This is a genomic window from Moraxella porci DSM 25326, assembly GCF_002014855.1.
In the GTDB taxonomy this organism is placed as follows: Bacteria; Pseudomonadota; Gammaproteobacteria; order Pseudomonadales; family Moraxellaceae; genus Moraxella; species Moraxella porci.
The window spans coordinates 70,085-95,328 of record NZ_MUYV01000011.1; the positions used below are offsets into that span (position 1 = coordinate 70,085).

26 protein-coding genes are annotated in these 25,244 nt (G+C 46.1%); 13 read left to right on the top strand and 13 right to left on the bottom strand.

The genetic code is table 11. The features are described from left to right. Window position 1: 1 nt before the first annotated feature. The 6 genes from B0681_RS08080 to B0681_RS08105 all read left to right on the top strand — a co-directional run bounded on the left by B0681_RS08080 (window position 2) and on the right by B0681_RS08105 (window position 2,902). Window positions 2-805, top strand: a complete 804-nt coding sequence (locus B0681_RS08080; RefSeq protein ID WP_078318415.1) for a transglutaminase family protein — start codon at window positions 2-4, stop codon at window positions 803-805. 141 nt (window positions 806-946) lie between these two features. After that, window positions 947-1,681: a peptidase gene (locus B0681_RS08085; RefSeq protein ID WP_078318228.1), complete on the top strand. Its 735-nt coding sequence runs from the start codon at window positions 947-949 to the stop codon at window positions 1,679-1,681. Between the two features lie 60 nt (window positions 1,682-1,741). After that, entirely contained in the window at window positions 1,742-2,050 is a 309-nt protein-coding gene (locus tag B0681_RS08090) for a WG repeat-containing protein (RefSeq protein WP_078318229.1), read from the top strand. A gap of 8 nt (window positions 2,051-2,058) precedes the next feature. After that, a complete protein-coding gene (locus tag B0681_RS10625) occupies window positions 2,059-2,160 on the top strand; it encodes a WG repeat-containing protein (RefSeq protein ID WP_158077929.1) in 102 nt (33 codons plus the stop codon). Between the two features lie 243 nt (window positions 2,161-2,403). Next, complete coding sequence (locus tag B0681_RS08100) at window positions 2,404-2,691, top strand: BrnT family toxin (protein ID WP_078318231.1); 288 nt, start codon at window positions 2,404-2,406, stop codon at window positions 2,689-2,691. Then, window positions 2,648-2,902, top strand: a complete 255-nt coding sequence (locus tag B0681_RS08105; RefSeq protein WP_078318232.1) for a BrnA antitoxin family protein — start codon at window positions 2,648-2,650, stop codon at window positions 2,900-2,902. The genes B0681_RS08100 and B0681_RS08105 overlap by 44 nt, the downstream gene beginning before the upstream one ends. Window positions 2,903-2,978: 76 nt before the next feature. Here the strand turns inward: B0681_RS08105 and B0681_RS08110 are convergent, their stop codons facing one another. The 7 genes from B0681_RS08110 to B0681_RS08140 all read right to left on the bottom strand — a co-directional run bounded on the left by B0681_RS08110 (window position 2,979) and on the right by B0681_RS08140 (window position 13,479). Continuing rightward, entirely contained in the window at window positions 2,979-6,035 is a 3,057-nt protein-coding gene (locus B0681_RS08110) for an efflux RND transporter permease subunit (RefSeq protein ID WP_078318233.1), read from the bottom strand. A 3-nt stretch (window positions 6,036-6,038) separates the two neighbouring features. Then, window positions 6,039-7,187: an efflux RND transporter periplasmic adaptor subunit gene (locus tag B0681_RS08115; protein ID WP_158077930.1), complete on the bottom strand. Its 1,149-nt coding sequence runs from the start codon at window positions 7,185-7,187 to the stop codon at window positions 6,039-6,041. 150 nt (window positions 7,188-7,337) lie between these two features. Next, window positions 7,338-8,003: a Crp/Fnr family transcriptional regulator gene (locus B0681_RS08120; protein WP_078318235.1), complete on the bottom strand. Its 666-nt coding sequence runs from the start codon at window positions 8,001-8,003 to the stop codon at window positions 7,338-7,340. A 29-nt stretch (window positions 8,004-8,032) separates the two neighbouring features. Next, window positions 8,033-10,129: an ATP-dependent DNA helicase RecG gene (gene recG / locus B0681_RS08125; protein WP_078318236.1), complete on the bottom strand. Its 2,097-nt coding sequence runs from the start codon at window positions 10,127-10,129 to the stop codon at window positions 8,033-8,035. A 107-nt stretch (window positions 10,130-10,236) separates the two neighbouring features. Next, window positions 10,237-11,547, bottom strand: coding sequence for a sulfate adenylyltransferase subunit 1 (locus B0681_RS08130; RefSeq protein ID WP_078318237.1), 1,311 nt, complete (start codon window positions 11,545-11,547; stop codon window positions 10,237-10,239). 157 nt (window positions 11,548-11,704) lie between these two features. After that, window positions 11,705-12,631 (bottom strand): sulfate adenylyltransferase subunit CysD, encoded by a 927-nt coding sequence (gene cysD / locus B0681_RS08135; protein WP_078318238.1) that lies wholly within the window; start codon window positions 12,629-12,631, stop codon window positions 11,705-11,707. 116 nt (window positions 12,632-12,747) lie between these two features. Beyond that, window positions 12,748-13,479, bottom strand: coding sequence for a phosphoadenylyl-sulfate reductase (locus tag B0681_RS08140; protein WP_078318239.1), 732 nt, complete (start codon window positions 13,477-13,479; stop codon window positions 12,748-12,750). Between the two features lie 359 nt (window positions 13,480-13,838). Here B0681_RS08140 and B0681_RS08145 point away from each other — a divergent pair, with 359 nt between their 5' ends. Together B0681_RS08145 and B0681_RS08150 are read left to right on the top strand one after the other, a co-directional pair. Continuing rightward, window positions 13,839-15,020: a patatin-like phospholipase family protein gene (locus B0681_RS08145; protein WP_228143892.1), complete on the top strand. Its 1,182-nt coding sequence runs from the start codon at window positions 13,839-13,841 to the stop codon at window positions 15,018-15,020. A 432-nt stretch (window positions 15,021-15,452) separates the two neighbouring features. Further along, entirely contained in the window at window positions 15,453-16,070 is a 618-nt protein-coding gene (locus tag B0681_RS08150) for a hypothetical protein (protein ID WP_143821232.1), read from the top strand. A 192-nt stretch (window positions 16,071-16,262) separates the two neighbouring features. Here the strand turns inward: B0681_RS08150 and B0681_RS08155 are convergent, their stop codons facing one another. From B0681_RS08155 to fadB, 5 genes are all read right to left on the bottom strand, one after another. Further along, a complete protein-coding gene (locus tag B0681_RS08155) occupies window positions 16,263-16,508 on the bottom strand; it encodes a hypothetical protein (protein WP_078318241.1) in 246 nt (81 codons plus the stop codon). A gap of 220 nt (window positions 16,509-16,728) precedes the next feature. Beyond that, window positions 16,729-17,160 (bottom strand): hypothetical protein, encoded by a 432-nt coding sequence (locus B0681_RS08160; RefSeq protein ID WP_078318242.1) that lies wholly within the window; start codon window positions 17,158-17,160, stop codon window positions 16,729-16,731. Between the two features lie 168 nt (window positions 17,161-17,328). Beyond that, window positions 17,329-17,649: a hypothetical protein gene (locus tag B0681_RS08165; protein ID WP_078318243.1), complete on the bottom strand. Its 321-nt coding sequence runs from the start codon at window positions 17,647-17,649 to the stop codon at window positions 17,329-17,331. 132 nt (window positions 17,650-17,781) lie between these two features. Beyond that, window positions 17,782-18,954: an acetyl-CoA C-acyltransferase FadA gene (gene fadA, locus B0681_RS08170; protein WP_078318244.1), complete on the bottom strand. Its 1,173-nt coding sequence runs from the start codon at window positions 18,952-18,954 to the stop codon at window positions 17,782-17,784. Between the two features lie 21 nt (window positions 18,955-18,975). Continuing rightward, complete coding sequence (gene fadB / locus B0681_RS08175) at window positions 18,976-21,129, bottom strand: fatty acid oxidation complex subunit alpha FadB (RefSeq protein ID WP_078318245.1); 2,154 nt, start codon at window positions 21,127-21,129, stop codon at window positions 18,976-18,978. 332 nt (window positions 21,130-21,461) lie between these two features. On the opposite strand from fadB, the gene B0681_RS08180 reads away from it, so the two are divergent. Next, window positions 21,462-22,571: a J domain-containing protein gene (locus tag B0681_RS08180; RefSeq protein ID WP_078318246.1), complete on the top strand. Its 1,110-nt coding sequence runs from the start codon at window positions 21,462-21,464 to the stop codon at window positions 22,569-22,571. A 34-nt stretch (window positions 22,572-22,605) separates the two neighbouring features. Here the strand turns inward: B0681_RS08180 and B0681_RS08185 are convergent, their stop codons facing one another. Next, window positions 22,606-22,986, bottom strand: a complete 381-nt coding sequence (locus tag B0681_RS08185; RefSeq protein WP_078318247.1) for a helix-turn-helix domain-containing protein — start codon at window positions 22,984-22,986, stop codon at window positions 22,606-22,608. A 146-nt stretch (window positions 22,987-23,132) separates the two neighbouring features. On the opposite strand from B0681_RS08185, the gene B0681_RS08190 reads away from it, so the two are divergent. From B0681_RS08190 to B0681_RS08205, 4 genes are all read left to right on the top strand, one after another. Next, window positions 23,133-23,498 (top strand): hypothetical protein, encoded by a 366-nt coding sequence (locus B0681_RS08190; RefSeq protein ID WP_078318248.1) that lies wholly within the window; start codon window positions 23,133-23,135, stop codon window positions 23,496-23,498. Window positions 23,499-23,509: 11 nt separating this feature from the next. Further along, entirely contained in the window at window positions 23,510-23,857 is a 348-nt protein-coding gene (locus tag B0681_RS08195; protein ID WP_078318249.1) for a hypothetical protein, read from the top strand. A 10-nt stretch (window positions 23,858-23,867) separates the two neighbouring features. Beyond that, window positions 23,868-24,392: a hypothetical protein gene (locus B0681_RS08200; protein WP_078318250.1), complete on the top strand. Its 525-nt coding sequence runs from the start codon at window positions 23,868-23,870 to the stop codon at window positions 24,390-24,392. A gap of 261 nt (window positions 24,393-24,653) precedes the next feature. Then, the gene (locus B0681_RS08205; RefSeq protein ID WP_078318251.1) at window positions 24,654-25,202 is read left to right on the top strand and encodes an acyl-CoA thioesterase; all 549 of its coding nucleotides are present in this window, start codon (window positions 24,654-24,656) and stop codon (window positions 25,200-25,202) included. Window positions 25,203-25,244: the final 42 nt, after the last annotated feature.

Consider the following 25,244-nt stretch of genomic DNA (forward strand, 5'->3'; position numbering starts at 1 on the left):
CATGAAACTACAAATCACCCATCAAACTAATTATTTTTATCATGAATTGGCGCAGCGTAGCGTTCAATACATCCGCATGACGCCGATGACTTTGGCACATCAGCGCATTGAGCATTGGCAGGTGATGCTGCCCAAAGTCGCCAAAGCTCAGGCAGATGGCTTTGGCAATCAGTGGCTGGTATTAAGTCGCAATGAGCCGCATGATAATTTACAAATCCAAGCCTCAGGCGTGATCGAGATCGACCCAAATACCGCATGTATCGCCGATGATCCAAGCGTGCCGTACCTATTATTCGCAGTGCCGACACCACTAACCGCCTGTGATGAGGCGATGCGCGCCTTTTATCAGGTGCATCTGTCTGGGTATCATCAGGCGAATGAAGCAGACAAAAAAACCCTGCTTCAGCGCTTTGCCCACGCCCTACTCGCACGCGTACCTTATACCAAAAACACCACCCATGTCGGCACCACCGCAGCTGAGGCCTTTGATCTGGGCATGGGCGTCTGCCAAGATCATACCCACATTTTCATCGCCTGTCTGCGCGATATGCAGATCCCTGCTCGCTATGTCTCAGGCTATCTGTATGAAGCTGGCGGCCAGCACATGGCCAGTCATGCTTGGGCTGAGGCTTGGATCGAGGGTAATTGGTACACATTTGATGTCTCCAATCAGCATTTTCGACCAGAGGCGCATGTCTATGTCGCCATCGGTCGTGATTATTTGGATGCAGCGCCCGTGCGCGGCGTCAGAATCGGCGGCGGCTATGAGAATCTGTACAGCCAAGTGCTGATTCATCAGCTATAACGGATGGATTAGAGTGGTGGCGTCATGAGATTTTGCACAAGACAGATACAAAATTTTATCGCCATCCGTCCAAGACTTACAGTATAATTGGCCGATTGTGCCCAAGATGGTTTTGGGCGCTGATTGATTTGGAAGTTTTTTATGACTTATTGTGTCGCCATTCGCCTAAAAGCGGGTATGATTTTTGTCAGTGATACACGCACCAATGCGGGAATTGATAACATTTCTACCTTTCGAAAGATGTACCGATACGGCATCGAAGGTGAGCGATTTTTGACCCTACAAACAGCAGGCAATCTTGCCACGAGCCAAGCGGTGTTTGGCAAGATTCAGCAGGCCATCGACCAAAACCTTGAGCGCAATCTGCACAACGCCAGTAGCCTATTTGAGGCAGCGCAGATGGTCGGTGAATGCGTGCGCGAGGTGACTATCTATTCACAGACACTCGCCCAAGATAGTGGCGGCTTTACCAGCAGCTTCATTCTTGGTGGTCAAATCAAAGACCAAGCGCCTGAGATTTTTTTGATTTATCCTGAAGGTAATTTTATCAAAGCTACCACCGATACGCCGTTTTTTCAGCTGGGTGAATTTAAATACGGCAAGCCCATTTTAGATCGTTCGCTGGATTATGATTCTAGCTTACAAGATGCATTGAGGGCGATCTTGATCTCATTTGATTCGACTTTGCGATCCAATCTGTCGGTCGGTCTGCCGATTGATTTGATGGTGTATCAAGCTGACAGCCTAGCCCTGCCCGAAGGCAAGCGCATCGATGAGCATGATGAGTATTTTCAGATGCTACGCACACGTTGGTCAGAAGGGTTGAAGCAGATTTTGCTCGATATGCCACATTCGCCGGATGATTATTGGGTATAGTCATTTTCCAAAAAAAATCACCGCCAACATGGTCAACAAATAGCACTTAAAGAAATCATCATGAACCATCTGCCCCAAGCCCTGCACAAACTTCCGCTCATTGCTTTGATCAGTGCCACCTGTTTTGCCCAACCTACATGGGCGAACATTTGGGAATGCCACAAACCGCAAGTTGCAGGATATACTCGCGTTAGCTGTTTATCCGAAGGATTGGCATGGGTTCAAAAAGATGGTAAATGGGGATATATTGATAAAACAGGTAAAGTGGTTATTCCCTTGCAATATGATGATGCTTACAGCTTCTTTGAAGGCTTGGCGGTGGTTAAAAAGATGGCAAATACGGTTTTATTAATAAAACAGGCAAAATAATTGTTCCTTTGCAATATGATGATATTGGTGCCTTTTATGAAGGATTGGCATGGGTTTACAAAGACGGTGAAGAATTTTATATCAACAAACAAGGTCAGCGGGTGGATTGATTTTGTTATCAGTTTTTAAACCCCAAAAATACGTGATGTTTTTGGGGTTAAGTTTTTTACTTTTGGCTAAATCAAACCCATGACATTACGCCATGAGTTTGATTTTTATACATTATTTATCCAGTTTCTATTCTTTTAACCATCTTGCCATCTCATTAGCGACTTGGATAGCGTTCAATCATCAATATATTGACAGCTTGACTTTTTGTTATTACAATAAATCAAACTCTATGGATCATTGCCGTGTTAATTGAATACGACGAAAACAAACGACAGCACACCTTAGATGAGCGTGGTTTGGACTTTGCTCACGCTGCCCAACTATTCGATGGCATACACCTGACCGCCGTTGATGACCGTACAGATTATGGTGAGATGCGTTATATCAGCATGGGTTATTTACAAGGCAGATTGGTGGTTTGTGTTTGGACTTATCGCCCTATCGATGCACCGACACACCGCCGTATTATTTCAATGAGGAGAGCCAATGACCGAGAAATTAAGAAATTTACCGCCGCTGTCCATCGATGATGCACCAGAGCTTGATGATGCGTTTTTTGAGCGTGCGGATATGTATCATGGTAATACTTTGGTTCGCCAAGGCAGACCACGCCTTGACAATCCCAAACAAGCCACGACCATTCGCCTAGATGCAGATGTGCTTGAGTATTTCAAAGCAGGTGGCAAAGGCTGGCAGACGCGCCTAAATCTAGCACTGCGTGAATATATCGCCACACACTAGAAAAAAGACAGACCGTCAAATAGCCAAACCCCAAAAGCCGAACAACTTTTGGGGTTGATTTATGCATCAGCGGACATCACTGAGCAGTCTTGCGACGAAACACCCTGCCCAAATCATCCATCAGCGTATAAACCACAGGAATCACCACAAGGCTCAAAAAAGTCGATGTAATCAGACCGCCAAGCACCGCTGCTGCCATCGGACGGCTAAAGGTCGAATCCACACCGCCAAAGCCGATGATTAATGGCAACATCCCCGCACCCATCGCGATGGTCGTCATGATAATCGGCTGAGCACGCTTGCGACACGCATCCATCAGTGCATCAAAGCGAGATAGCCCGCCTTGGTCTTGGGCGATGATGGCATAATCAACGAGCAAAATCGAGTTTTTGGTGGCAATACCCATCAGCAAAATAAAGCCAATCATCGCAGGCATCGACATACTACTGCCTGTAGTGAGCAAGCCCACAAACGCCCCGCCAATCGACAACGGCAACGCCATCAAAATGGTAAACGGCTGCAAGACTCGATGGAATAGTAGCATCAGCACCGCAAAGATACAAAACACCCCCACGCCCATCGCCATCACAAAGCCTGAGAACAACTCCGCCATGTTTTCGGCTTGACCTTCATCCATCACCGACACGCCTGCAGGCAGACGGCTTAGGGTTTGGGTGGCTTTGACCGCCGTCATCAGCTCACCGACTTCACCGCCATTTGGGAATACGGTAATCTTAATCGCTCGTTCACGATTGAGACGGCTGACGCTTGATTCACCCGTGCCAAAGCGTAGTGTCGCCACTTCTTTGACTTGTACCGGTTGTCCTTTTGAGCTTGGGACATATAGATTTTGTAAATCACTCAGGTTCTTTTTGTCCGCATCTGATAAGCGAATCAAAATCGGCACTTGGCGAGTATCAAGATTCAGCTTGGGCAAGGTTTGGTCATAATCCCCCACCGTCGCCACACGCAATGTCGCCGCCAAATCCGCTGTCGTCACCCCTTTATCCGCCATCGCAAGCTCATTGGGTATCACTGCCAATTCAGGCTTGGGCAGTGATTTGTTGCTGATGACATTGGCGACACTTGGCAAGGCTCGCACATCATTCATGATGGCTTTGACTGTGTCATCCAATAGTCTTTTGTCGCTACTTTTGACCGAGAAACTATAACCTTCTTGACCGCCACCTTCGATACCGACATTAAAGCGAGCCGATGGCACGGATTTTAGGGTTTGGTTGATTTGGTTTTCGATGTCAGTTTTGCTTGCACGCTCGGTACGATTGACGAGTTTGACTTCAAGACTTGCCACATTGACCGAACCGCCACGCATACTGCTTGGGTCGTCTGTGCTTTGACCTTCGCCAACGCTTAACAGCGCTTCACTCACGCCATCGATGGCTTGCACCTTGTCAAGTGCCATCTGGCTGATACGCAAGGTATCATCGATGGTCGCATCAGGGGTCAGCTCAATCGAAACCTTGGTTTGATTCATCTCATCAGGTGGGATAAACGCCGTCGGCAATAGCCCTGCCAAGCCAAGCGATGCCACAAAAAATCCAAACGCCATCAGCATCGTCATCAAGCGATGGTGAAGCGTCCATTTGACCACGGACAAATACGCACGCATCACACGGCTTGGTGGCTTATCTTGATGCTTGGTCGGCTTTAGTATATAGGCTGCCATCATCGGCGTCACAAGGCGCGCCACCAGTAGCGACATAAAGATAGCAATCACCGCCGTCCAGCCAAACTGGCGGAAAAACTGCCCAACAATCCCACTCATAAACGCCGTCGGCAAAAACACCGCAATCAGCGTAAAGGTGGTGGCAATCACCGCAAGTCCAATTTCATCAGCCGCTTCCATTGCAGCGGCCATCGGCGTCTTACCCATATTCAGATGTCGGACAATGTTCTCAATCTCAACGATGGCATCATCAACGAGCACGCCCACCACTAAGGTCAGCGCCAGTAGCGAAATCGTATTTAGGCTAAAGCCAAACCAATACATCGCAAAAAACGCAGGCACGATGGACAATGGCAATGCCGCAGCCGCCACCAATGTCGCGCGCCAATCACGCAAAAACACAAAGACCACAATCACCGCCAAGATACCGCCTTCGATGAGCATTCGCATGGTGGCGTGGTAGTTTTCTTCGATGGGTGCGGCATAATCGACGATTTTGTCAATTTTAATGCCATCCATTTCGCTGTACAATTTGGCGATTTCTTCATCGACTGCCTTGACCACCGCCACTTCGCCTGCACCTTTTGAGCGAGTGATATTAAAGGCGACGACCGATTTGCCGTCTAGCTTGGCAAGCGATGTGATATCCGCGTGCGTATCTTGGATACTTGCAAGACTACCGAGCTTGACCGCCGTACCATGTGGCGTGGTGATTTGGATATCATTGAGCTCACGCACCTGCTGACCCATGCCAAGCACACGCACTGTCTGGGTATTGCCACCGATTTTGGCTTCACCGCCCGAGCCGTCTTGCCACTTGGCATATAACTGCTGTGATAAGGTGGTGATGGGCATACTTAGACTTGCCAAGATATCCGGCTTGGGCTGTACCATGATTTGTCGCTCAACACCGCCGATACGGCTGATACTACCCACGCCTGCGATGTCCGAAAGTCTTTTGGTCAAGGTGTCATCGACAAACCATGACAACTGTGTATCGCTCATATTGTCCGCCGACACCGAATAAGTCACCACAGGAAAGCCTGCGGTAGAGACTTTTGAGACAATCGGCGCATTGGCAGCAGCGGGCAAATCGCCCTGCACTTCACTCACTGCCGAGCGTACATCATCGAGCGCTTCATCGACATCTTTTTCGAGTACAAACTCGGTAAAAACCGTCACCGCCCCCGTTTGTAGCGTGGTACGGATGGTTTTGACACCTTCGATATTGGTGATTTTATTCTCAACTTTTTTGGCGATATCACTCTCAAGCTGGTCAGGCGTTGCCCCTGCTAGGGTGATGGTCGTCACCACACCCGGAAAGTCAATATCAGGAAACTGCTGGACTTTCATCTGATAAAAGCCAAACACCCCAAGCAAGGTCAATAAGCTAAAAAATAAAATCGCCACCAACGGATTTTTGATGGAATAGGCAGAAAAATTCATGGCTTATTCCTTGATAACCGCTGGCTGATTGGTCACATCGGTCGCACCCTGTGCATTGACACTGGCAACAGTGACCAAATCACCATCATTCAAGAAACTGGCACTTTTGGCGACAATCAGCTGGTCGGTTGGCACATCCACCGCCACCAGCTCATCTTTTTGACCTTGAATGGTGACTTGGGTACGTACCACCTTGTACAGCTCTGTATCGGTTTTGGTCAATGCCCATACATAGTCCATGCCGTCATTATTTAGGATGGCGGTCAATGGTACGGTTGGCAGGCTTTGGCTAGTTAGGATAAACTGCCCTGATAGGTACATCCCTGCTTTGATGCCTGTGCCATTGGACAGCTTGACATGAGCAATCATCTCACGGCTACTGTTCGCTGTCGGGGATAGCTTGGTGACTGTACCTGTGAGTAGCTGGTTATTGAATGTCACTTGGGCAGGCTGACCAACACGCACCGAGCCAGCATCTGCGCTTGAGAGTGTGGCTTGCCATTCGACTGCGCCATCTTTAATGATGCTAAATAGCGATGCACCTGTCACCAGTACGCCGACTTGGGCGCTCTTGGCACTGATGACGCCTGATACTGGGGCGGTTACTTTGGCATTGGCTTCGTTATTTTTGGCGGTATTAAGCCGTGCTTTGGCAGCGGTGATATTCGCCTGTGCCTGCTTGAGCGCTGTGCGATAGCCATCGACTTCTTGGCGAGAGACCGCATCGATGGCAAGCAGTGGCTCGGTGCGATTTAGGTCTGTTTGTGCCTTTTCATAACTGGCTTCGGCCACCGCCAAATCCGCTTGGGCTTGGGCGGTTTGTTCAGAGAGTGTCTTGGTGTCTAGCACAGCAAGCACTTGACCTGCCTTGACCACATCGCCGACATCGACGAGCACACGCTCAACGGTCACGCCTGTCAGCTGTCCACTGACTTCGGCAGTCTCGGTCGCCGCCACCAAGCCATTGGCAAACAGTGTCTGCTCGATAGTGTGTAGCATTGGCGTGACAGCTTCGACTGCCATCACTGCTTTTGGTTCGGCAATCTCTGGGGTGTCGGACTTGGTCGCTTTAGTTTGTGCTGCCGGCGTCGCGCCAATCAGCCCACTTTTACCGATGAACACACCGACAGCCACCAAAACAACGGCTACCACAAGTTGCCACCATGCAAACTTGGATTTTTGCGATTGTGAGTTTTTATAAGAAGTCGTCATAAGCTGTGTCAAATTCGCCAAAAAAATACTAAAAATGCTTCATTATACGGTATTTTGATAAGCAATGACTGACACATTTTTACCATTTTGCTACAAATTATCAGCCTGACCCAGTTTTTTGCGGATACGAGTGATGCTTTGGCGAGTCATGCCCAGATATGAGCTGAGATCTTGGATAGAAAGACGCTTGGCAAGCTCGGGATTATCCGTAACAAAACTGACATAGCGTGCGGTGCTGTCACTGATCAAAAAACTCTCAGTGCGTTCGATATATTTAAATAGCAACTTGAGCGTATGTTCATGCACATAGCGGAAAAATTCTGGGAAATCTTCTAAACATCGCTCAAAATGCGACTTATCAAACGCCATCAAAATCGTCGGCTCGATGGTATAGACACTGTATTTGCTCGGCAGATTCTCAATCGCTGCCATATAGTCGCCCACGCCGTCTTGCTCTGCCATAAATTGCACATTAATCTCATCACCATCCGCCGTCTGATAGCTAAGCTTACACAGACCTGAGACGATAAATGCCATCTTATCCATGCTTTGTCCTGCCTGACACCAGCAGTGCTTGGCGGGCAGACGCACCACTGTCATCGCTGCAGTGATGGTGGCAAGCTTATCTTCATGCAGTGATGGCATACACTCACCCAGATGCGCGGTGATCATGTCTTTGATCTCAACGGCAGACATCCGCCAGACGGCATCGGATGAGATGACAAGCTTGGGTCTGTCTTGGATGGATAATGGCACAGTTTTTCCTTATTATTCAATAATTTATGTCACACACCGACATATTCCTTGGCAGTCGGTATCCAAGTATTCATGATGGACACGGCTTTTGGGATGGCATCAGGGGTAGCGATCAGCTGATGGGCGATTTTGCCTGCTGCTTCTAGCAGTGCTTCATCACGCACGATGTCCGCCAGATAATAGCCCATATCGCCCGTTTGTCGCTTGCCCAGTAGCTCGCCTGCTCCGCGCAGCTCAAGGTCTTTTTGGGCAATGACAAAGCCATCGGTGCTATCACGCAGTACATTGAGCCGCTCGATGCCTGTCGGTGACAGCGGCAGCTGATACAATAGCACGCAGAAGCTTTTGGCACTGCCACGGCCGACACGCCCACGCAGCTGATGCAGCTGAGATAAGCCCAGTCGTTCGGCATTTTCGATCACCATGAGTGATGCATTTGGTACATCCACGCCCACCTCAATCACCGTCGTCGCCACCAGTAGATCAATTTCACCATGTTTAAAAGCCGTCATCACCGCTTGCTTATCTATAGGCTTCATCTTACCATGCACAAGCCCCGTGCGGATATCCAGCCTATCGGTCAAATCCTCGTACAACAGCTCTGCCGACTGCGCATCAAGCACGCTTGACTCTTCGACCAGTGGGCAGACCCAGTAGGCTTGCTTGCCCTGTTTGCAGTTTTCACGAATACGCTCGATGACTTCATCACGGCGATCACGATTGATGGTCACGGTGGTAATTGGTGTGCGATTGGGCGGCAGCTCATCAATCACTGACACATCCATATCACCATACATACTCATCGCAAGCGTTCTGGGAATGGGCGTCGCCGTCATTGTCAGCTGATGCGGTGTACCGCCTGCGACGCCTTTGTTGGTCAGCTTAAGCCGCTGCTCCACCCCAAAGCGATGCTGTTCATCGATGATAACCAGTCCAAGCTTGGCAAATATCACCGTATCTGAAAACAGCGCGTGCGTCCCCACCACCACTTGCACTTCGTTATTGGCTACTTGTTCAAGGGCAGCCGCTCGCTCTTTAGCGGTTTGTTTGCCAGCAAGCCAACCCACACCGATGCCCAGTGGCTCAAACCATTTTTTAAAATTCAGCAAATGCTGCTCCGCCAAAATCTCCGTCGGTGCCATCACTGCCACCTGCCAGCCGCTATCGAGTGCATAGCACGCCGTCATCGCCGCCACCAAAGTCTTGCCCGCACCGACATCGCCTTGGATGAGCCTGAGCATCGGCTGCGATGTCGCCATATCCGCCACCGCTTCACCGATCACTCGCTGCTGTGCACCCGTGAGTGCAAATGGCAAACTGCTTGCCAAACTCTGTGCCAATGGGCTATGACTTTGGCATTTTGGCGCTTTGTGATGATAGACATTATTACGACGAAATAAGAAACTCAGCTGATGCGCCACCAGCTCCTCAATGATGATACGCCGACACGCAGGATGTGAGCGGTCTTTAAGTCCGTTTAGCAGTGCCGTCTGCCCAAAAATATCCGCATCTTGCTTGGGCAAATGAATCTGATGCAGAGCAGGCAACAAATCGCCCGACAGCCCCACGCCCACCGCACGCAGCTCATCATCCGACAGACAGCTGATACCCTCACGGCTCACGGCTTGTAGCGCCAATCGCACCAGTTGGCGTAGCTTATTTTGATGCAGTCCTTTGACCGCAGGATAAATGGGTAACAGCCCCGTCTCAAAGGACTTACTGCCTGTGATATGATATTCAGGATGCGACATCTGCGTACCAAAACGACTGATTTTCACCTCACCAAAAGCGGTGATGCGCGCCCCTACTTCCATTGTAGATAGCAAACTGGCATAAGTCTTAAAAAACCTAAGCACCACAAGCCCAGTTTTATCCTCCAAAGTCACCGACAGGCCAGTTTTGTTTTTTTCGACCCAAGTCACTGTCCCTGACACCAACGCACTCATCCCATGCTCAAGCTCACCGATCGGCACGATACGGCTGCGATCTTCATAATCTCGTGGCAAGTGCATCAGCATATCAAAAATGCGATAAATCCCAAGCTCTGCCAAGCGATTTGCCAAGGCTGATCCCACCCCAGCAAGGGCAGTGACAGGCAGATGGATGGTCATGGCAGATGCGTTCATGATGGTACCTAGTGTGAATTGTATGAGAGAATTTTAAAATAATTCACCCAAAAAAGCAAAAAGCCGACACCCTGCCGACTTTTTGCCATGATGATGATTTTTGTAGATTACCAATCATCATCTTCGCTATCATTTTGTAGAATCATACCGCCTGCAACGGTATGGTAGGTTGCTTCATCAATCAAAATAAATGACCCTGTTGCTGTATTTTCGGCATATGGTGTCGCCAAAATTGGCTTTTGTAGGCGTAAAGTAACTTCACCTAAGTCATTCATATTTAAAGTATCTTTATCGCTAAAGTTGCTTAGGGTATGTACATCCCACACATGGTCAATGCTATCGACTTTGGCAAACACAGTTTGCGTGGTGTGTTTTAATAAATATTTACGAGCAGGGTTTAATGCACGGCTATCAAACCAGCATAAAGTTGCTTTAATTTCTTTGGTTGGCATACGCTTTGAATTGCTTGAAATCAGCGTATCACCACGAGAAATGTCAATATCATCTGCAAGGCGAATGGTAACTTGTTCACCACTGCTGGCAGATTGTACAATCCCATTTGGACTGATAATTTCGCTCACACGGCTCACATGACCTGATGGCTCAACACGAATTTCATCGCCAACAGCCACTTGACCTGCTTCGATACGCCCTTGATAACCACGGAAATCATCTTGTTTATCACCATCTGCACGCAGAACAAATTGTACAGGGAAATGGAAATTCGCTTTATCTTCTTGGACAAATTCGCCTGTCGGTAACTCTTCTAAAATACCCAGCAATGCACCGCCTTGATACCACGGTGTATTGTCGCTTTCGTGGACGATATTATCGCCATTTAACGCTGAAATTGGGATAAATCGTACATCATTTAAGCCCAATTGTTCCGCCAAAGTTTCGTAAGCACGGACAATGGCATTAAATTTATCTTCACTAAAGCCAAGTAAATCCATTTTATTGACCGCTACTAAAACGTGTGGACAGCGTAGGTGCTTTAAGATCGCTGAATGGCGTTTGGTTTGTGGTAATAATTGGACGGGTTCTTGACTAAAATCAATTTGTGATGCGTCAAGTAATACCACCGCCGCATGTGCTGTTGATGCCCCTGTGACCATGTTACGGGTATATTGTTCATGCCCTGGGGTATCGGCGATGATAAATTTGCGTTTTGCCGTTGAAAAGTAGCGATACGCCACATCAATGGTAATGCCTTGCTCTCGTTCAGCTTCTAAGCCATCAGTTAAAACAGAGAAGTCAATCACTTCAGATTGATTTTTGGTTTTAGCAAGGTTATTGAGTTGGTCGGTCAATAATGCCTTGCTATCGTATAGCAGGCGTCCAATGAGCGTACTTTTACCATCGTCCACGCTACCAGCGGTAATAAAGCGTAATGGTGCATATTGATTTAAATTTGACATCTTGTTATCCTTTTTTTCAATTTAATACGTTATCTGATGCAATTGCCATACAAATGGCTTTTGCTACTAGGCAAACGAGCGAAGTTGTACAAGTAGTACTACGAGCGAGTTTAACGACGTAGCAGAAGTCATTTGGCAGGCAATTTCGGATGACTTGTTAGAAGTAGCCCTGCTTTTTACGCTCTTCCATCGCCGCTTCACTCACTTGGTCATCAAGGCGAGTGGCACTGCGTTCAGAGATTTCAACCACAGCAGTTTCAGCAATAATTTCTTCTGGAGTGCTTGCCGTACTTGCCACAGGACAAGTACATGAAATATCACCAACCGTACGGAAACGTACCGAGCGAATTTCGCTGACATCATCAGCACCTTTTGGCGTTAATGGGGTAACAGGTACAAGTAAGCCATTTTTTGCCACAACTTCTCGTTCATGTGCATAGTAAATCGATGGTAATTCTAAGTTTTCACGCGCGATATATTGCCAGATGTCTAATTCTGTCCAGTTTGAAATTGGGAAAACACGCATATTTTCGCCTTTATGGTGTTTGGCATTGTACAATGACCATAATTCTGGGCGTTGGGCTTTCGGGTCCCATTGTCCAAATTCATCACGAAAAGAGAAAATACGCTCTTTGGCACGGGCTTTTTCTTCATCTCGTCTTGCACCACCCATCAAAGCATCAAATTTATGCTCGGCAATGGTTTCAAGCAAAGTGACGGCTTGAGCACCATTGCGTGAATCGGTTTCTTTACGCAAAACGACCGTGCCTTTGGCAATCGAATCTTCAACATGACCGACCACCAAGCGAGCATTTAATTTTTTGACTTGTTCATCACGGAAGGCAATTACTTCTGGATAGTTATGCCCTGTATCGATATGCACAAGTGGGAACGGCAGTTCAATGTCTCGTCCTTCAATGGCAAAGGCTTTGCGTGCCAATGCCAACAGCACCACCGAATCTTTACCACCCGAAAACAGCAAAGCAGGGTTACTACATTCGGCAATGACTTCTCGAATGATATAAATTGACTCCGCTTCGAGCCAGTCAAGGTGTTTATTTTGCAGGGTTGTTTGTTCTGTCATAATCAGTACCTAATTTTATTAACTCTTAAAAACTTAAACCAAGAATTTTTGTGTCAATTATGCAAGGCTTGATCAGTAAGTTTTGCGACGCCATTGGACAATTTAACAAAAAATAATTACTTATGAAGTCCACATTCCTTACTGTCTCGGTTTTCCCACCACCAACGCCCAGAGCGGATGTCTTCGCCTTCTTTGACAGGCATGGTGCATGGCTCACAGCCAATGCTTGGATAACCTTGACGGTATAATTCATTAAATGGAATGTTAAACTTTAAAATATATGCCCAAACATCGATCTCTGACCAATCATAAATCGGATTATATTTAGCAATGCCACGACCATCATCATGCTCTTCAAAGGGTAAATCCGTGCGGGTGACCGACTGTTCACGGCGTTGTCCTGTTAGCCATGCATCAGCATCTGCCAATGCTCGGTTTAATGGTTCAACTTTGCGGATAAAACAGCATTGTTTGCGCGCATCGACACTGTCATAAAAGGCATTAAGCCCCTGTGTTTTGACATACTCATCGACTGCCGTATCGATGGGATGATACAGCTTAAAATTTAGGTCTGGATAGCAAGTTTTGACCACATCAATCAAAGCCAGCGTTTCAGCATTCAGACGCCCTGTCTCAAGGGTAAAGACTTCAATCTTGGCACCGACATTCACCAAAGCATCGGTAATCACCATATCTTCGACTGCAAGAGAGCTTGCAAATTTGACTTGGCTGTGTTGGCTGTCGATTTGGCGTAGTCGCTCGTGTAGCGTGATAATTTTGTCGTCCAAAGCGGCAAAATCAGCATCGCTTGGCGTGGGTATCTGCCAAAATTTTGGCTTAGTAATCATAGTGGCTCCCTATTGCAGGTGGCTTGCCTTGTTATAATGATGTCAATGCGGCGTGAAAATGAGCATTTAAATAAACATGATAAAATTATCACTGAAACGGCAAAATCGAAAATTACTTTTTGTACAAAGTAAATCGCTTTTTGGCATTAGAAAATTATAACCATCACAGATGCTGAGCAGATGCTGATTTTTTTGCTTGGTTTTGGTCGGTTTTGTCGCTACAAATCTGCCACACAACACCGTCAAATGATAAAAATTGTGCCAATAAATTATGCTATAGTGTGTACAATCAATCCATCAATGCCGACATCAGGATGACATTGAACCATGAAATTGACCCAAATTAGGAAAAATTTGCGATGATGACACGCCTTGTACCTGCTGTCAGTGCCGTGCTTGCCACTTTATTTGTGAGTGCTTGTGCCAGTACGACGCCGACCCCCACATCAACCATCAGCCAAACAGCCGATACACCACAGCGTCCTGTCGTAGCACTCGTGCTTGGCGGTGGTGGTGCTCGTGGCTTTGCGCACATTGGGGTGATTGAGTCGCTCGAAGCACACGGCATCCGCCCTGATTTGGTGGTGGGTACGAGCGTCGGTGCGATGGTCGGCAGTGTCTATGCCAGTGGTGCGACATCTGCCAAGCTTGTCGCGATGGCAGATGAACTCAAAGAAACTGATTTGATTGATATCAGCCCATCCAAACAAGGCTTCATCGATGGCTCTCGCCTGCGTCAGTATATCAATACCCAAGTGGGCAATCGCCCGATAGAAGCATTTGCAATTCGCTTTGCTGCTGTCGCCACCGAGATGCAAAGCAAGCAAGCGGTCACTTTCCGCCAAGGTGAAGCAGGTCTGGCTGTACAGGCTTCTGCCAGTGTGCCAAACCTATTTATCCCACCACGCATCCCCGAAAACGGCGGCAAAAAATACATCGACGGCTCACAGTCTGCCCTACTGCCTGCTCGCATCGCCAAGAACATGGGCGCTGATGTGGTGATTGCGGTGGATTTGATGGCAAATGCCGATACCATCGATACCGACAGCGATACCAAGACAAGCACCGACAAGCCAGACACCCCAAACACCGTCAGCATCGGCCGTGATGACACAGGCGTCCATGCCAAATGGGGCAATGAAACCATCCGCATTCCGATTGATCTCGCTCAGATGAATGATGCCGCCAAGGGCTTGCCGTTTGAGCTGCCACTTGGGGATATTTTTGGCAATGTGCTAAAAGCCATCCCTGCAAACACCCAAATCGAACTGCCAAAAGAACTGCCAAAGACCCTGCCAAAGAGTCCATCAGAATTTTGGCAACTGTTTGGCAATGTCGGCGCCAATATCAAAGCCAATCCTGCCGATATCAAAGCCAGTGATGTGCTGATTGCGCCTGATTTGTCCAAGTCAGCAGTGTTTGATACCACAGGTCGTACCGCACTGATTCAAGCTGGCAAAACCGCCACCGATGCCCAAATCGATGCCATCAAACAAGCCATCGCCACCGCACAATATCGCTACGTGGGCAACACTCAATAATGCTTTCTTGTTTCAAACAACGGTCAATGGTATATTGACCGTTTTTGTTGAATTAAAATAATGCAGGTAACACGCTTGCCACCAATAAAACAATCAAGGAAATTAGAAACGGTTTGGATTTATGGTGCGTGGTATGCGTCCTACCACTACCTAAGCCCTGTTGAAAAAAAGAACGACAGTTTTTTTACAAAACCCTCTTAGGGGTTATTTGAAAATAGTTGACCGGTACAGTCTAATCGCATGAAAGATGGTGGCGTAAAAAAGGCAAGAAGTAACCATGGAAAATGATAAGCAGAAGCAATACGAAAGCCTATTAAATTTTAAAAGCAGGATATTTAACTTTTATCCTCCTCTTTATATAATAACTTTTTGGTCTTTATACCATTTTTTGGGTATTAAAAGCCCTCTTATACTTTTTTTATTACTATTTTAATGCAAATCCCCATAGATTTTTGGTTTAGAAAGAAAAATATATGCCCCTGGTGTGGAAATAGTTTTTTTCTTTTTAGAAAAGATGGTACACAAGATATTAGCTTTAAGATATTTACCCAAACCCAATGTATTAACTGCGGACGACCCCATGGTAATGACTTAACACCAAATAACCATAAAGAAAATAGCTTGGCACACTCTACATCAAAAGAAAAATATAACCATCAAGAATTGGTATTTAAGCCAGTTGCCAATGATACTAACAAACCCATCGCAATTAAAACCACTTCTACTATCAATGATGAACAAATATTACTTACTCAAAAAATAGATGAATATGAAAGTTTAATGTCATTTAAAACATTTATATTGTTTGGCTATCCTATTTTTGGACTAATGATAGCATTTGTTTTATTTAAATTTGTCTATCACAATCCGATGATTTTTATTGATGTAGTGGTTATTTTGTTGTGTATTGGTGTGTTTTGGTTTTATAAACGCAATCGTTGCCCTTGGTGTGATGATAAATTTTTTATTTTCAAAAAAGATGGAACAAAATCAATTAATTTTTATCATCAGACAAAGTGTATTAATTGTGGACAGCCTAATGATAATTAGTGCGTAGGGTGCATACAACGCACCATTGAAACAGATTTATGGTGCGTTGTACACACCTTGCCACTTAATTATATGCTTGTACGCGTAAATTGGTTCAAATCTGTTTTGGTGTGATTAAGCACCAAACTCCCTACTAAAGCCAAGTAAAACTCAGCTAATAGTTTGATTTGGCAGAGGGGGGATAGATGGTATCTACGGGCTGTTTATATTTGCGATAATTTCATTCAGTTCTTTTCTACAGTCCATAAGAACGGACAAAAGACTGTCAAAAGAAATTTTCAAATCATGCGTCTCTATCAATCTGTAGTCATGAAAAAACTCAATAAAAATATCTAAATCATCTCCAATGCCAATCAAACAGATAATCTGATCATTGATTGAAATCTCCGCACCAAGATAGTCATGTTTGCCCTGATTGATATAGTCCACTTTCAACATACTTTCCTCCTTTAATTTTTTGGATCTAAAAAGCCTCTAAATTCACCATTTGAATTGCATCTTACCCCTTGCCAATTGGGCAGGCGAAATTCAAAGCCACCCCGAGAAAGCCTTGTTTTGGTTGTGTTGGGATTAGTGCGTAGGTGCGTACAAGGCTGATGTGATGCCGTCAAAGATTCTTAGGTTGTCATGTGATTGAATCCTTATTGGTCGATCTCAGTTAAACCCTAGAAACAAACCAAACAACACCTACAACCAAACTAATAAGCAATATTGACAAATGCCAACAAAATGCAAAAAAATATTTGCGTGTTATTAAAGCACTCCAACCAACAAGAACAAACAAAGAAGATAGAATCCAAACAAGTGATAAGGCATACACGACAAATAGTTCAGCCATTTCGTCAATATCATTAAAAACGGATAGAGCAAAATCACTAAAAAACACCAAATTTAAAATAAAAAGTATACAGGAATAACCATGAATAGCGAGTAGTACATAGATCGCTATTCTTAATTCAAGCGAATCATTGTTCATCCAATAGCGATACAAAAACATCAACACAATCAACAGGGATAAGGGTTGGATAACAAAAAATCCAACTATTATTGATACCAACATCAGGGTAAATTCAGAATAATATTCATTCATTATCTCACCTCATGCTTTTGCTTAAACTCTTTTATCAAGATCCTGCCCCTTATGTATACGATTCCTAGAATCTAAAAAAGAATCTATTTTAGTGCGTAGGGTGCGTACAACGCACCATTGAAACAGATTTACGGTTCATTATACGCACCATACCACTGACACGCCCAATCAATAAAAAATATCACGGATTTTATCTATCTCAACATCTTGACGATAGTTATTTAAAATGATATTTTTTTGTTCTTCGGTGTAAAATTTCTCATTTGTATTTGCTTGATTTTTGAGCGCAAATAACACATTCAGCATTTCATAATCAAAACCCTGTCTATTTACTAAATATGGCACATATGATTTAAGCGTATCAAATGCCTGTTGAGCACTTAATGTTTTTATATGATTGTCTATAAAATCACACAAATACCACTCATCGACAATCTTTTGATTATCAATGTCATCTAGTAATAAATCAAGATTTTCAAAAAAGTTCATATTCTCAAATCTTAAGCGATAACCAATGATCGATTGGACAACATCGGATTTACGCCTACCATTTACCACTCAACAAAAAACCCAATTGCATTGTACACAATTGGGTTTGGCGTTGTAAATACGATCAGTCCATCACACACGCTCAATAATCGTGGCGATACCTTGACCCAGACCGATGCACATGGTGGCAAGACCGATTTGGGTGTCTTGTTGCTCCATGACATTCAGTAGCGTCGTGGTGATACGAGCGCCTGAGCAGCCGAGCGGATGACCTAGGGCGATGGCACCGCCGTTATGATTGACGATGTCTTGCTTATCCAGTAGGTCTAGACCTTTGAGCACTGATAGACCTTGGGCGGCAAATGCTTCGTTGAGCTCGATGGTCTGAATATCAGACAATGATAAACCTGCACGCTTGAGCGCCTTTTGGGTGGCAGGCACAGGGCCATAGCCCATGATGGCAGCATCACAGCCTGCGACCGCCATAGAGCGGATGCGAGCGCGTGGTTTTAGCCCCAGTGCTTTTGCCTTGGCAGCACTCATCACCAGCATCGCCGATGCCCCATCTGATAGTGCTGATGATGTGCCTGCGGTGACTGTGCCGCCTTTTGGGTCAAAGACAGGCTTGAGCGCTTGGAATGCTTCGATATTGGCATCAGGGCGGATTACTTCATCGACAGTGCAGAGCTGTAGATTGCCATCAGCGTCATGACCTTCGACACCGACGATTTCGTTAGCAAATCTGCCTTCGACGGTCGCCGCCCAAGCTTTTTTGTGTGAATTGACGCCGAATTGGTCTTGCTCTTCACGAGTGATGCCGTTTAGGCGACCGAGCATTTCAGCGGTCAAGCCCATCATGTTTGACGCACGTGCGAAGTGCTTAGATGCTTTTAGGTTCGGATCGACACCATGCATCATACCCACATGGCCCATATGCTCGACACCACCGATGATGAACATATCGCCTTGGTTGGTCATAATCTGAGCGGCCGCGGTGTGTAGTGCCTGCATTGATGAGCCACATAGACGGTTCACCGTCTGAGCAGCGACTGATTTTGGCACGCCTGCCAATAGTGATGCGTAGCGGCCGATGTTCCAGCCTTGCTCTAGCGTTTGGTTGACACAGCCCCAAATCACATCTTCAAGCTCGCTTGGATCGATACCATTACGCGCAATCAACGCACTGATTAGGCTTGCCGACAGCTCATCGGCACGCACATGACGAAACATACCATTTTTGGTCTTGCCCATCGCCGTGCGGACGCCATCGACGATGACTACATCTTTTGGACTTAATACTGTCATTATAATATTCCTTATCTTTTATTAGTAAAAGGTTTCGCCATTGGCAGCCATAGTCACAAGCTTGGCAGGTGCTTCATACGCCTTGCCAAGATGTGCATATTTATTGCACAGCTCGACATAGTTAGCCACGCCAATCTGGTCGATATAGCGGCATGGACCGCCACGGAACGGTGGGAAGCCGACGCCCATAATCATCGCCATATCCGCCTCACCTGCCGATGCCACGATATTATCTTCTAGGCAGCGGACGGTCTCATTACAAAACGCGATCATCATGCGGTCGATGATCTCTTGATCATCCACTTGACGGCTGTCGGTTTGCACTGCTTTTAACAGCTCATAGGTTGCTTCATCAGCCATTTTTTTTGGTTTGCCTTTTTTGTCCGTTTCATATTTATAAAAGCCAACGCCATTTTTCTGACCCAAGCGGTTATTTTCAAACAAATGCTTGATACCGCCTTTATAATCAGGCTTCATACGGTCAGGGAAACCTTCTGCCATCACTTCAGCGCCATGCACGCCTGTATCTAGACCGACGACATCGATCAGATAAGCAGGACCCATCGGCCAGCCGAAACGCTCCATGACTTTATCGATCTGTACAAAGTCCACGCCCTCTTTGAGCAGCAAATCAAACGCACCAAAGTACGGGAATAGCACACGGTTCACCAAGAAACCTGGGCAGTCATTGACCACAATCGGTGTCTTACCCATTTTTTGAGCCAAGGCAACAGTGGTGGCGATGGCTTTTTCGCTCGTCTGCTCGCCACGGATGACTTCCACAAGCGGCATACGATGCACAGGGTTAAAAAAATGCATACCGACGAAGTTTTCTGGGCGTTTTAATGCTTTGGCGAGACGAGTGATTGAGATGGTCGAAGTGTTCGACGCCAAGATAGCATCTTCTTTGACCAAGCTTTCGACTTCGGCAAGCACCGCTTCTTTAACCTTTGGATTTTCTACCACGGCTTCGATGACGATGTCAGTCTCACCAAAATCGCCGTAGTTGAGCGTCGGGCGAATACGAGATAAGGTCTCACCCATCTTGGCTGGGGTGAATTTGCCACGCTCCACTTGCTTAGATAGCAGCTTAGTTGCTTCGCTCATACCCAGCTCAAGCTGCTCGCTCTTGATGTCTTTCATGATGATTGGCAAGCCCTTGCTTGCTGCTTGATAGGCGATGCCACCACCCATGATGCCTGCACCAAGTACGGCAGCCTCTGTGATGTCATGCGCTGCTTTGCTATGCTCTTTGGCAAGCTTTTTGACCAGCTGATCATTGAGAAACAAGCCAACCAATGCCGCTGCTTGCGGGGTCTTGGCAGCCTTAGCAAAGCCCGCCACCTCGACTTTCACCGCCTCATCACGCTGAAGATTGGCGTGTTTTTCGATGGCCTCGACCGCAAGAGCAATCGCAGGATACTGCTTTGGATTGGCTTTGGCAAAAATCATGCCCTTACCGCTATTGAACGCCATCGCCTGCTCAAGTTGATTAAGCTTAATCGGCTCAAGCTTTTCTTGGCGTTTGGCCTGCCAATCCAGCTCGCCTTTGATGCATTTTTTGACCAAATCGACAGCAGAATCCACCAAAGCATCATCCGCCACGACCGCATCCACAAAACCCACTTTCAAAGCTTCATCAGGCTTATAAAACTTCGCCGTCGCCACCGCTTCTAGGATGTTATCGATACCAAGTAAGCGTGAACCACGGATCGTGCCACCCCAGCCTGGGAAAATGCCAAGCTTGGTCTCAGGCAGACCGATTTGACCTGATGCACCCATCACACGGTATTCACAAACCAAAGTCATCTCACAGCCACCGCCCAATGCCGCACCATTGATGGCGGCGACTTTTGGAAATGGCAAATCTTCAAAACGGTTAAATACTTGGTTAAATTCGTACAGCCAGCTCTCAAGCTCTTGTTGAGATCTTTGAAAGTGTCCCACAAACTCAGTGATGTCCGCCCCTGCAATAAAGACGCTTTTGCCTGAGGTGACCACCAGGCCTTTGATGTCATCACGAGCCTCGAGTGCGCCGACCGCTTGCTCGTATTCGGTACTGGTTTGTTGGTCAAATTTATTTACGCTGCCATCTTTGGCGTCATAGCGAAACTCGACGATACCCGCCGCTTGGTCAAGAAAATCGACCTGAATTTTATTTCCTTGGAAAATCATGCCTACTCCTTATTGAGTGTTAGTCATAGCCGTGCTGCTCGCGCGACCGTGGTAATCCATAATATAGCACACCCCTATCCCCATTTCATACATTGACCCATTCGACAAATATGACCGATGGGTCATCAAAGTTTTGGCTTGTTTTGGCTTTAAGACGAATCATCGTGAAATTTATGGCTTTACCCACCCTGCTTATCAGCCATCCCGCGACGAAACTGAGCATTTTTGGCGATTTGCGTACTTTTGGCATAATAATTATTTACAATAATTCGTATTTTATGTAAGATAAGCGAAATAATATCCACTTTAATCAATCTTAACCAAAAGATCTCATGAACCAACAAACTTATTATGACATGCTTGGCGTCTCCCAGACGGCCGACTTTGAAATCATTCATGCCGCTTATCAAGCGCTCACCAAAAAATACGCCGCCCTGCCGCCCAATGATGCCGCTTATATGACCAGCCTCATCCGTCAGGCTTATGATGTGCTGTCAGATCCGATCAAGCGCGCTGATTATGATGCATGGCTGCGTTTTAATCATATGCAAGCAAGCCCTCATCAGCCAAATGCTTACAGCGCGCCACATTATGGTACACCAACATCGGCGCCAGAATATCGTAGCAGCGCGCCTGCCAAGAAATCTGGTTCGGTGATCCGATGGATCCTTGGGCTGATCATCATGCTGGCTGCTGTGGCGGCTTTGGCTTATTATTTGGTGTCCTCGACAGGATTTTTTGGGAATAATGAAGCGCCCGTTACCCCTGTAACAACTGCCCAACAAAACCCAGCCAACCTGCAGCCCATCAAACCCATCGCCCCAGCAGAGCCTGTCGTCACGCCCAAGCAACAAGCTGCCCGCGATCAAGCACATGCTGAATATCTGGCCGCGGTGAATCAAATCAACGCCGTTTGGAATAATCTGCCTGCTTCCATCCAAGAGGCGTTGCGTGCTGAACAGCGCAGTATCAACAACCAACGCGAAGCCAATTGTAAAGCCCAAGCAGCCAGTCAATTTACGACAGCCATCGAGATCGAGACCGCGCGCTATCGCTGTGAAGTGCCGCAGCTAAATGCGCGCACAGAGGCCTTACAAATTTATGCTGCCCAAATCAGCTATGTCGATGAGCCAAGCGACACCGACACAAGCTACATCAATGAGGGCAGTGATGACCCTGTGTATAACCTGAGCACCGCTGAAGCCAAACAACTGTATGATGATGCCGTCGCCAATCTTAATGGTGTGTGGAATGCGCTGCCTGATGAGACGCGTGAAGCGCTGCGTGCGGATCAGCGCATGATCAATGCCGATCGTGAGGCGCGCTGCAGACAATTTGCCCAAGAAAATTATGCCAGCCGATCTGAACAAACCATCGCTCGCTATCTGTGTGAAGTGCCTGAGATGGATGCCCGCGCCGAAGAATTGGCGGCGTATTATTAAGGTCAAAGCCCGTCAAATCCGACGGGCTTTTGTTTTATTGCTTATTTAGCAATGCTTGAAGTGCAGTGATATAAGCATCTTTTTGTGCAAGCAACTCATCTTTATGACTGATGATTAATTGCAGTTTCTCAATTTCCGCCTGTAGAACCATGTTATCGCTGGCATAATTTGCATAATAAATTGCGTTATGATTCTGCGTTTGTACCACGACATTTTTATCTTTATTTTGTAGCAAATCCACAATACCCACACCCAAAATCTGTGCAATTTGCTCAAGCCTTTCAAGATTCAAGGTTACTTCCCCACGCTCAATTTTGGCATAGCCGTTTTTTGACATACCAAGCCTTTCTGCCATCTGTTCTTGCGACCATTGGCGTTCTTCTCGATAGTCTCGAATTGTGTCATAAATCATCATAAAAAACCTACTGGCAGTGGGTGCGTTTGCACATTATGAGTTGGTAGAAATTAAGCAAGAGTTATCATATCATTAAACCATCAGCCAAGACAAATTTGTTTCGTCACCATTGGATTATTGATTATTTTTTAGTCATTGGAGTCATTTTGAAAAGCATTTTAAAAACGCTCGCATTGTCTTTAATTGGACTTACGGTTGGTATTAACGCTCACGCCTATGAAGTCAAAAATATCTGTGCCAAATACCAAACCCAACAAGGTTGGTCAAAAGCCTATGAATTGCAAGCACAAATCTACAGCGAACAAGAATACTTTGAAGCCATAGGCCAATCAAGCCTGTTTGCCAATTTTTTCACCAGTTATGTGGTCATTTGGTGGGATTATGGTCAAGCCAGCGTTATCAAGCTTGATGGTATGTATAGCGGCTCATTGTTGCTTAGCCCAACTGGTGTGGATCAGGGCGGTCGCCAGTGGCGAGTCGCTGACCACAGCCCAGGATGTTTACTAGTATGATAGGTGTCGCAATGAAAAAATTACTATTAGCAGGTGCTCTTTTGATATTGAGCAGTCAAGCTTATGCTTATGAAGTCAAAAAAGTCTGTGGCAGCTATCAGAGCGGTTTTCAATGGACGCGTTCTCAAGCCATGACTATTCAGATCTATAGCGGCATGGAATTATCACGTGGTGCTTACAACCCAAATATCAAAAGTTACGCCAACTATGCATTTATCAATTGGTCAAATGCGCCCACAACCGTGGTCGAAATTACATCACCTTATGTTCTAGGCGGCATGATGTTCCAAACCGAAGGCAATGACCAAAATGGTCGCAAATGGCGGTTTAGCGATAATACAACTAATTACTGCATCTAAAGGTAATCTCATGAAAAAATTCACACTATTTGCATCCTTGCTTACGCTTGGCATCCCAACCGCTCAGGCTATTGTTATTCCCGACTTGTTCGGCTCTTACGAAAGGGGTGCAGAAGCAGCAAGGCAAGCCAATAGACAAAGCGGATATTACGGCTATTATCCGTCATCACCCACTATTTCATATGATTTTTTAAACTCTGATGGCTCAAGCAAATGGTCAAAACGCATATCCATTAAAGATGGAGATATGTTTTGTTGGTCTGTGCGCAATTTAGACCCTTATCGTGCCTACAATGCCACCGAAGTTTTTAGCGGCTTAAATGGTGCTCGACTACAAGCCAAATCAACAATGCCGTTTGAGATCTTTGGAAGCCAAAATGATGCTGTCGTCTTGGGTACTAGTGTCAATCAAAATGGTGAAGGCATATATAACTGCTGGAAATTTCACCCAGAGACGCCGACTGGTAAATATATTCATCAAGTTTATATTGACGGCATTAGATTTCCTACTGCCGAAATCAACATCATAAAATAACATCTGGCAACTATCAAATTTAGCATCTTGACAGCTTCTGTTCGGCGACATTTATCAAAAAAATCAATTTGATGTTTATCATATAAGGCGTCAAATTGATTTTGTATTTGGTTCTTTTTTGTAAGTCTACATTTTATTCTTTAGGCTTTTTAGATTCTAGAACTTGGGAATTCTACGACCCACCAGTCATCATTCCCCTATGGAAATTGGGTAAAATTTGCTATCATGGGCAAATCTCATTACATACATTAGGAATCACCCATGTACCCATTTATCCGCCTTGGCACAGGCATCGGCAAAAGCATCTATCACACACTAAAAGGCGAGACGCTTGGCGTGACTGACACCAGCGAAGTCAGCTTTGTGTGTAATGTCAATGACATTGATAATTTTCTTGAGATGAATAATGGGCGGATTTTGACGCTGTTTGATTTGGGACGCAATGATTTTGCCATCCGTACAGGCTTGGGCAAAAAACTCCTCACCAACCGCTGGGGACTGGTGGTGGCAGGCAGCACCATTCAGTACCGCAAACGCATCCGCTTATTTGATAAAATCACCATCAAGACACGCATCTGCGCCATCGATGAACGCTGGTTTTATATCGAACAGACGATGTATGCTAAAGGCGTGCCGACCTCTCATGCACTGCTGCGTACTGGCGTCACCAATCTGATGACAGGCAAAGTTATTGACACCAAGCAAGTCTTGGATGCGCTTGGGATGGGTGAGCTTAGCATACCACCTGATACATGGGTGCAAGCATGGATCGATGCCGATAGGCTACGCCCCTTTCCGACTGGCGAATAATCAACAAAGCCCACCGATATAATGATCGATGGGCTTAATCAT

Coding starts and splice junctions, on each gene's coding strand:
- B0681_RS08195 (WP_078318249.1), top strand. CDS start 23,510: ATGAAAAAATTACTATTAGCAGGTGCTCTTTTGATATTGAGCAGTCAA.
- B0681_RS08205 (WP_078318251.1), top strand. CDS start 24,654: ATGTACCCATTTATCCGCCTTGGCACAGGCATCGGCAAAAGCATCTAT.
- fadB (WP_078318245.1), bottom strand. CDS start 21,129: ATGATTTTCCAAGGAAATAAAATTCAGGTCGATTTTCTTGACCAAGCG.
- B0681_RS08165 (WP_078318243.1), bottom strand. CDS start 17,649: ATGAACTTTTTTGAAAATCTTGATTTATTACTAGATGACATTGATAAT.
- B0681_RS08090 (WP_078318229.1), top strand. CDS start 1,742: ATGAACCATCTGCCCCAAGCCCTGCACAAACTTCCGCTCATTGCTTTG.
- B0681_RS08155 (WP_078318241.1), bottom strand. CDS start 16,508: ATGTTGAAAGTGGACTATATCAATCAGGGCAAACATGACTATCTTGGT.
- B0681_RS08185 (WP_078318247.1), bottom strand. CDS start 22,986: ATGATGATTTATGACACAATTCGAGACTATCGAGAAGAACGCCAATGG.
- B0681_RS08145 (WP_228143892.1), top strand. CDS start 13,839: ATGATGACACGCCTTGTACCTGCTGTCAGTGCCGTGCTTGCCACTTTA.
- B0681_RS08130 (WP_078318237.1), bottom strand. CDS start 11,547: ATGTCAAATTTAAATCAATATGCACCATTACGCTTTATTACCGCTGGT.
- recG (WP_078318236.1), bottom strand. CDS start 10,129: ATGAACGCATCTGCCATGACCATCCATCTGCCTGTCACTGCCCTTGCT.
- B0681_RS08085 (WP_078318228.1), top strand. CDS start 947: ATGACTTATTGTGTCGCCATTCGCCTAAAAGCGGGTATGATTTTTGTC.
- fadA (WP_078318244.1), bottom strand. CDS start 18,954: ATGACAGTATTAAGTCCAAAAGATGTAGTCATCGTCGATGGCGTCCGC.
- B0681_RS08200 (WP_078318250.1), top strand. CDS start 23,868: ATGAAAAAATTCACACTATTTGCATCCTTGCTTACGCTTGGCATCCCA.
- B0681_RS08140 (WP_078318239.1), bottom strand. CDS start 13,479: ATGATTACTAAGCCAAAATTTTGGCAGATACCCACGCCAAGCGATGCT.
- B0681_RS08180 (WP_078318246.1), top strand. CDS start 21,462: ATGAACCAACAAACTTATTATGACATGCTTGGCGTCTCCCAGACGGCC.
- B0681_RS08110 (WP_078318233.1), bottom strand. CDS start 6,035: ATGAATTTTTCTGCCTATTCCATCAAAAATCCGTTGGTGGCGATTTTA.
- B0681_RS08150 (WP_143821232.1), top strand. CDS start 15,453: ATGCAAATCCCCATAGATTTTTGGTTTAGAAAGAAAAATATATGCCCC.
- cysD (WP_078318238.1), bottom strand. CDS start 12,631: ATGACAGAACAAACAACCCTGCAAAATAAACACCTTGACTGGCTCGAA.
- B0681_RS08080 (WP_078318415.1), top strand. CDS start 2: ATGAAACTACAAATCACCCATCAAACTAATTATTTTTATCATGAATTG.
- B0681_RS08105 (WP_078318232.1), top strand. CDS start 2,648: ATGACCGAGAAATTAAGAAATTTACCGCCGCTGTCCATCGATGATGCA.
- B0681_RS08160 (WP_078318242.1), bottom strand. CDS start 17,160: ATGAATGAATATTATTCTGAATTTACCCTGATGTTGGTATCAATAATA.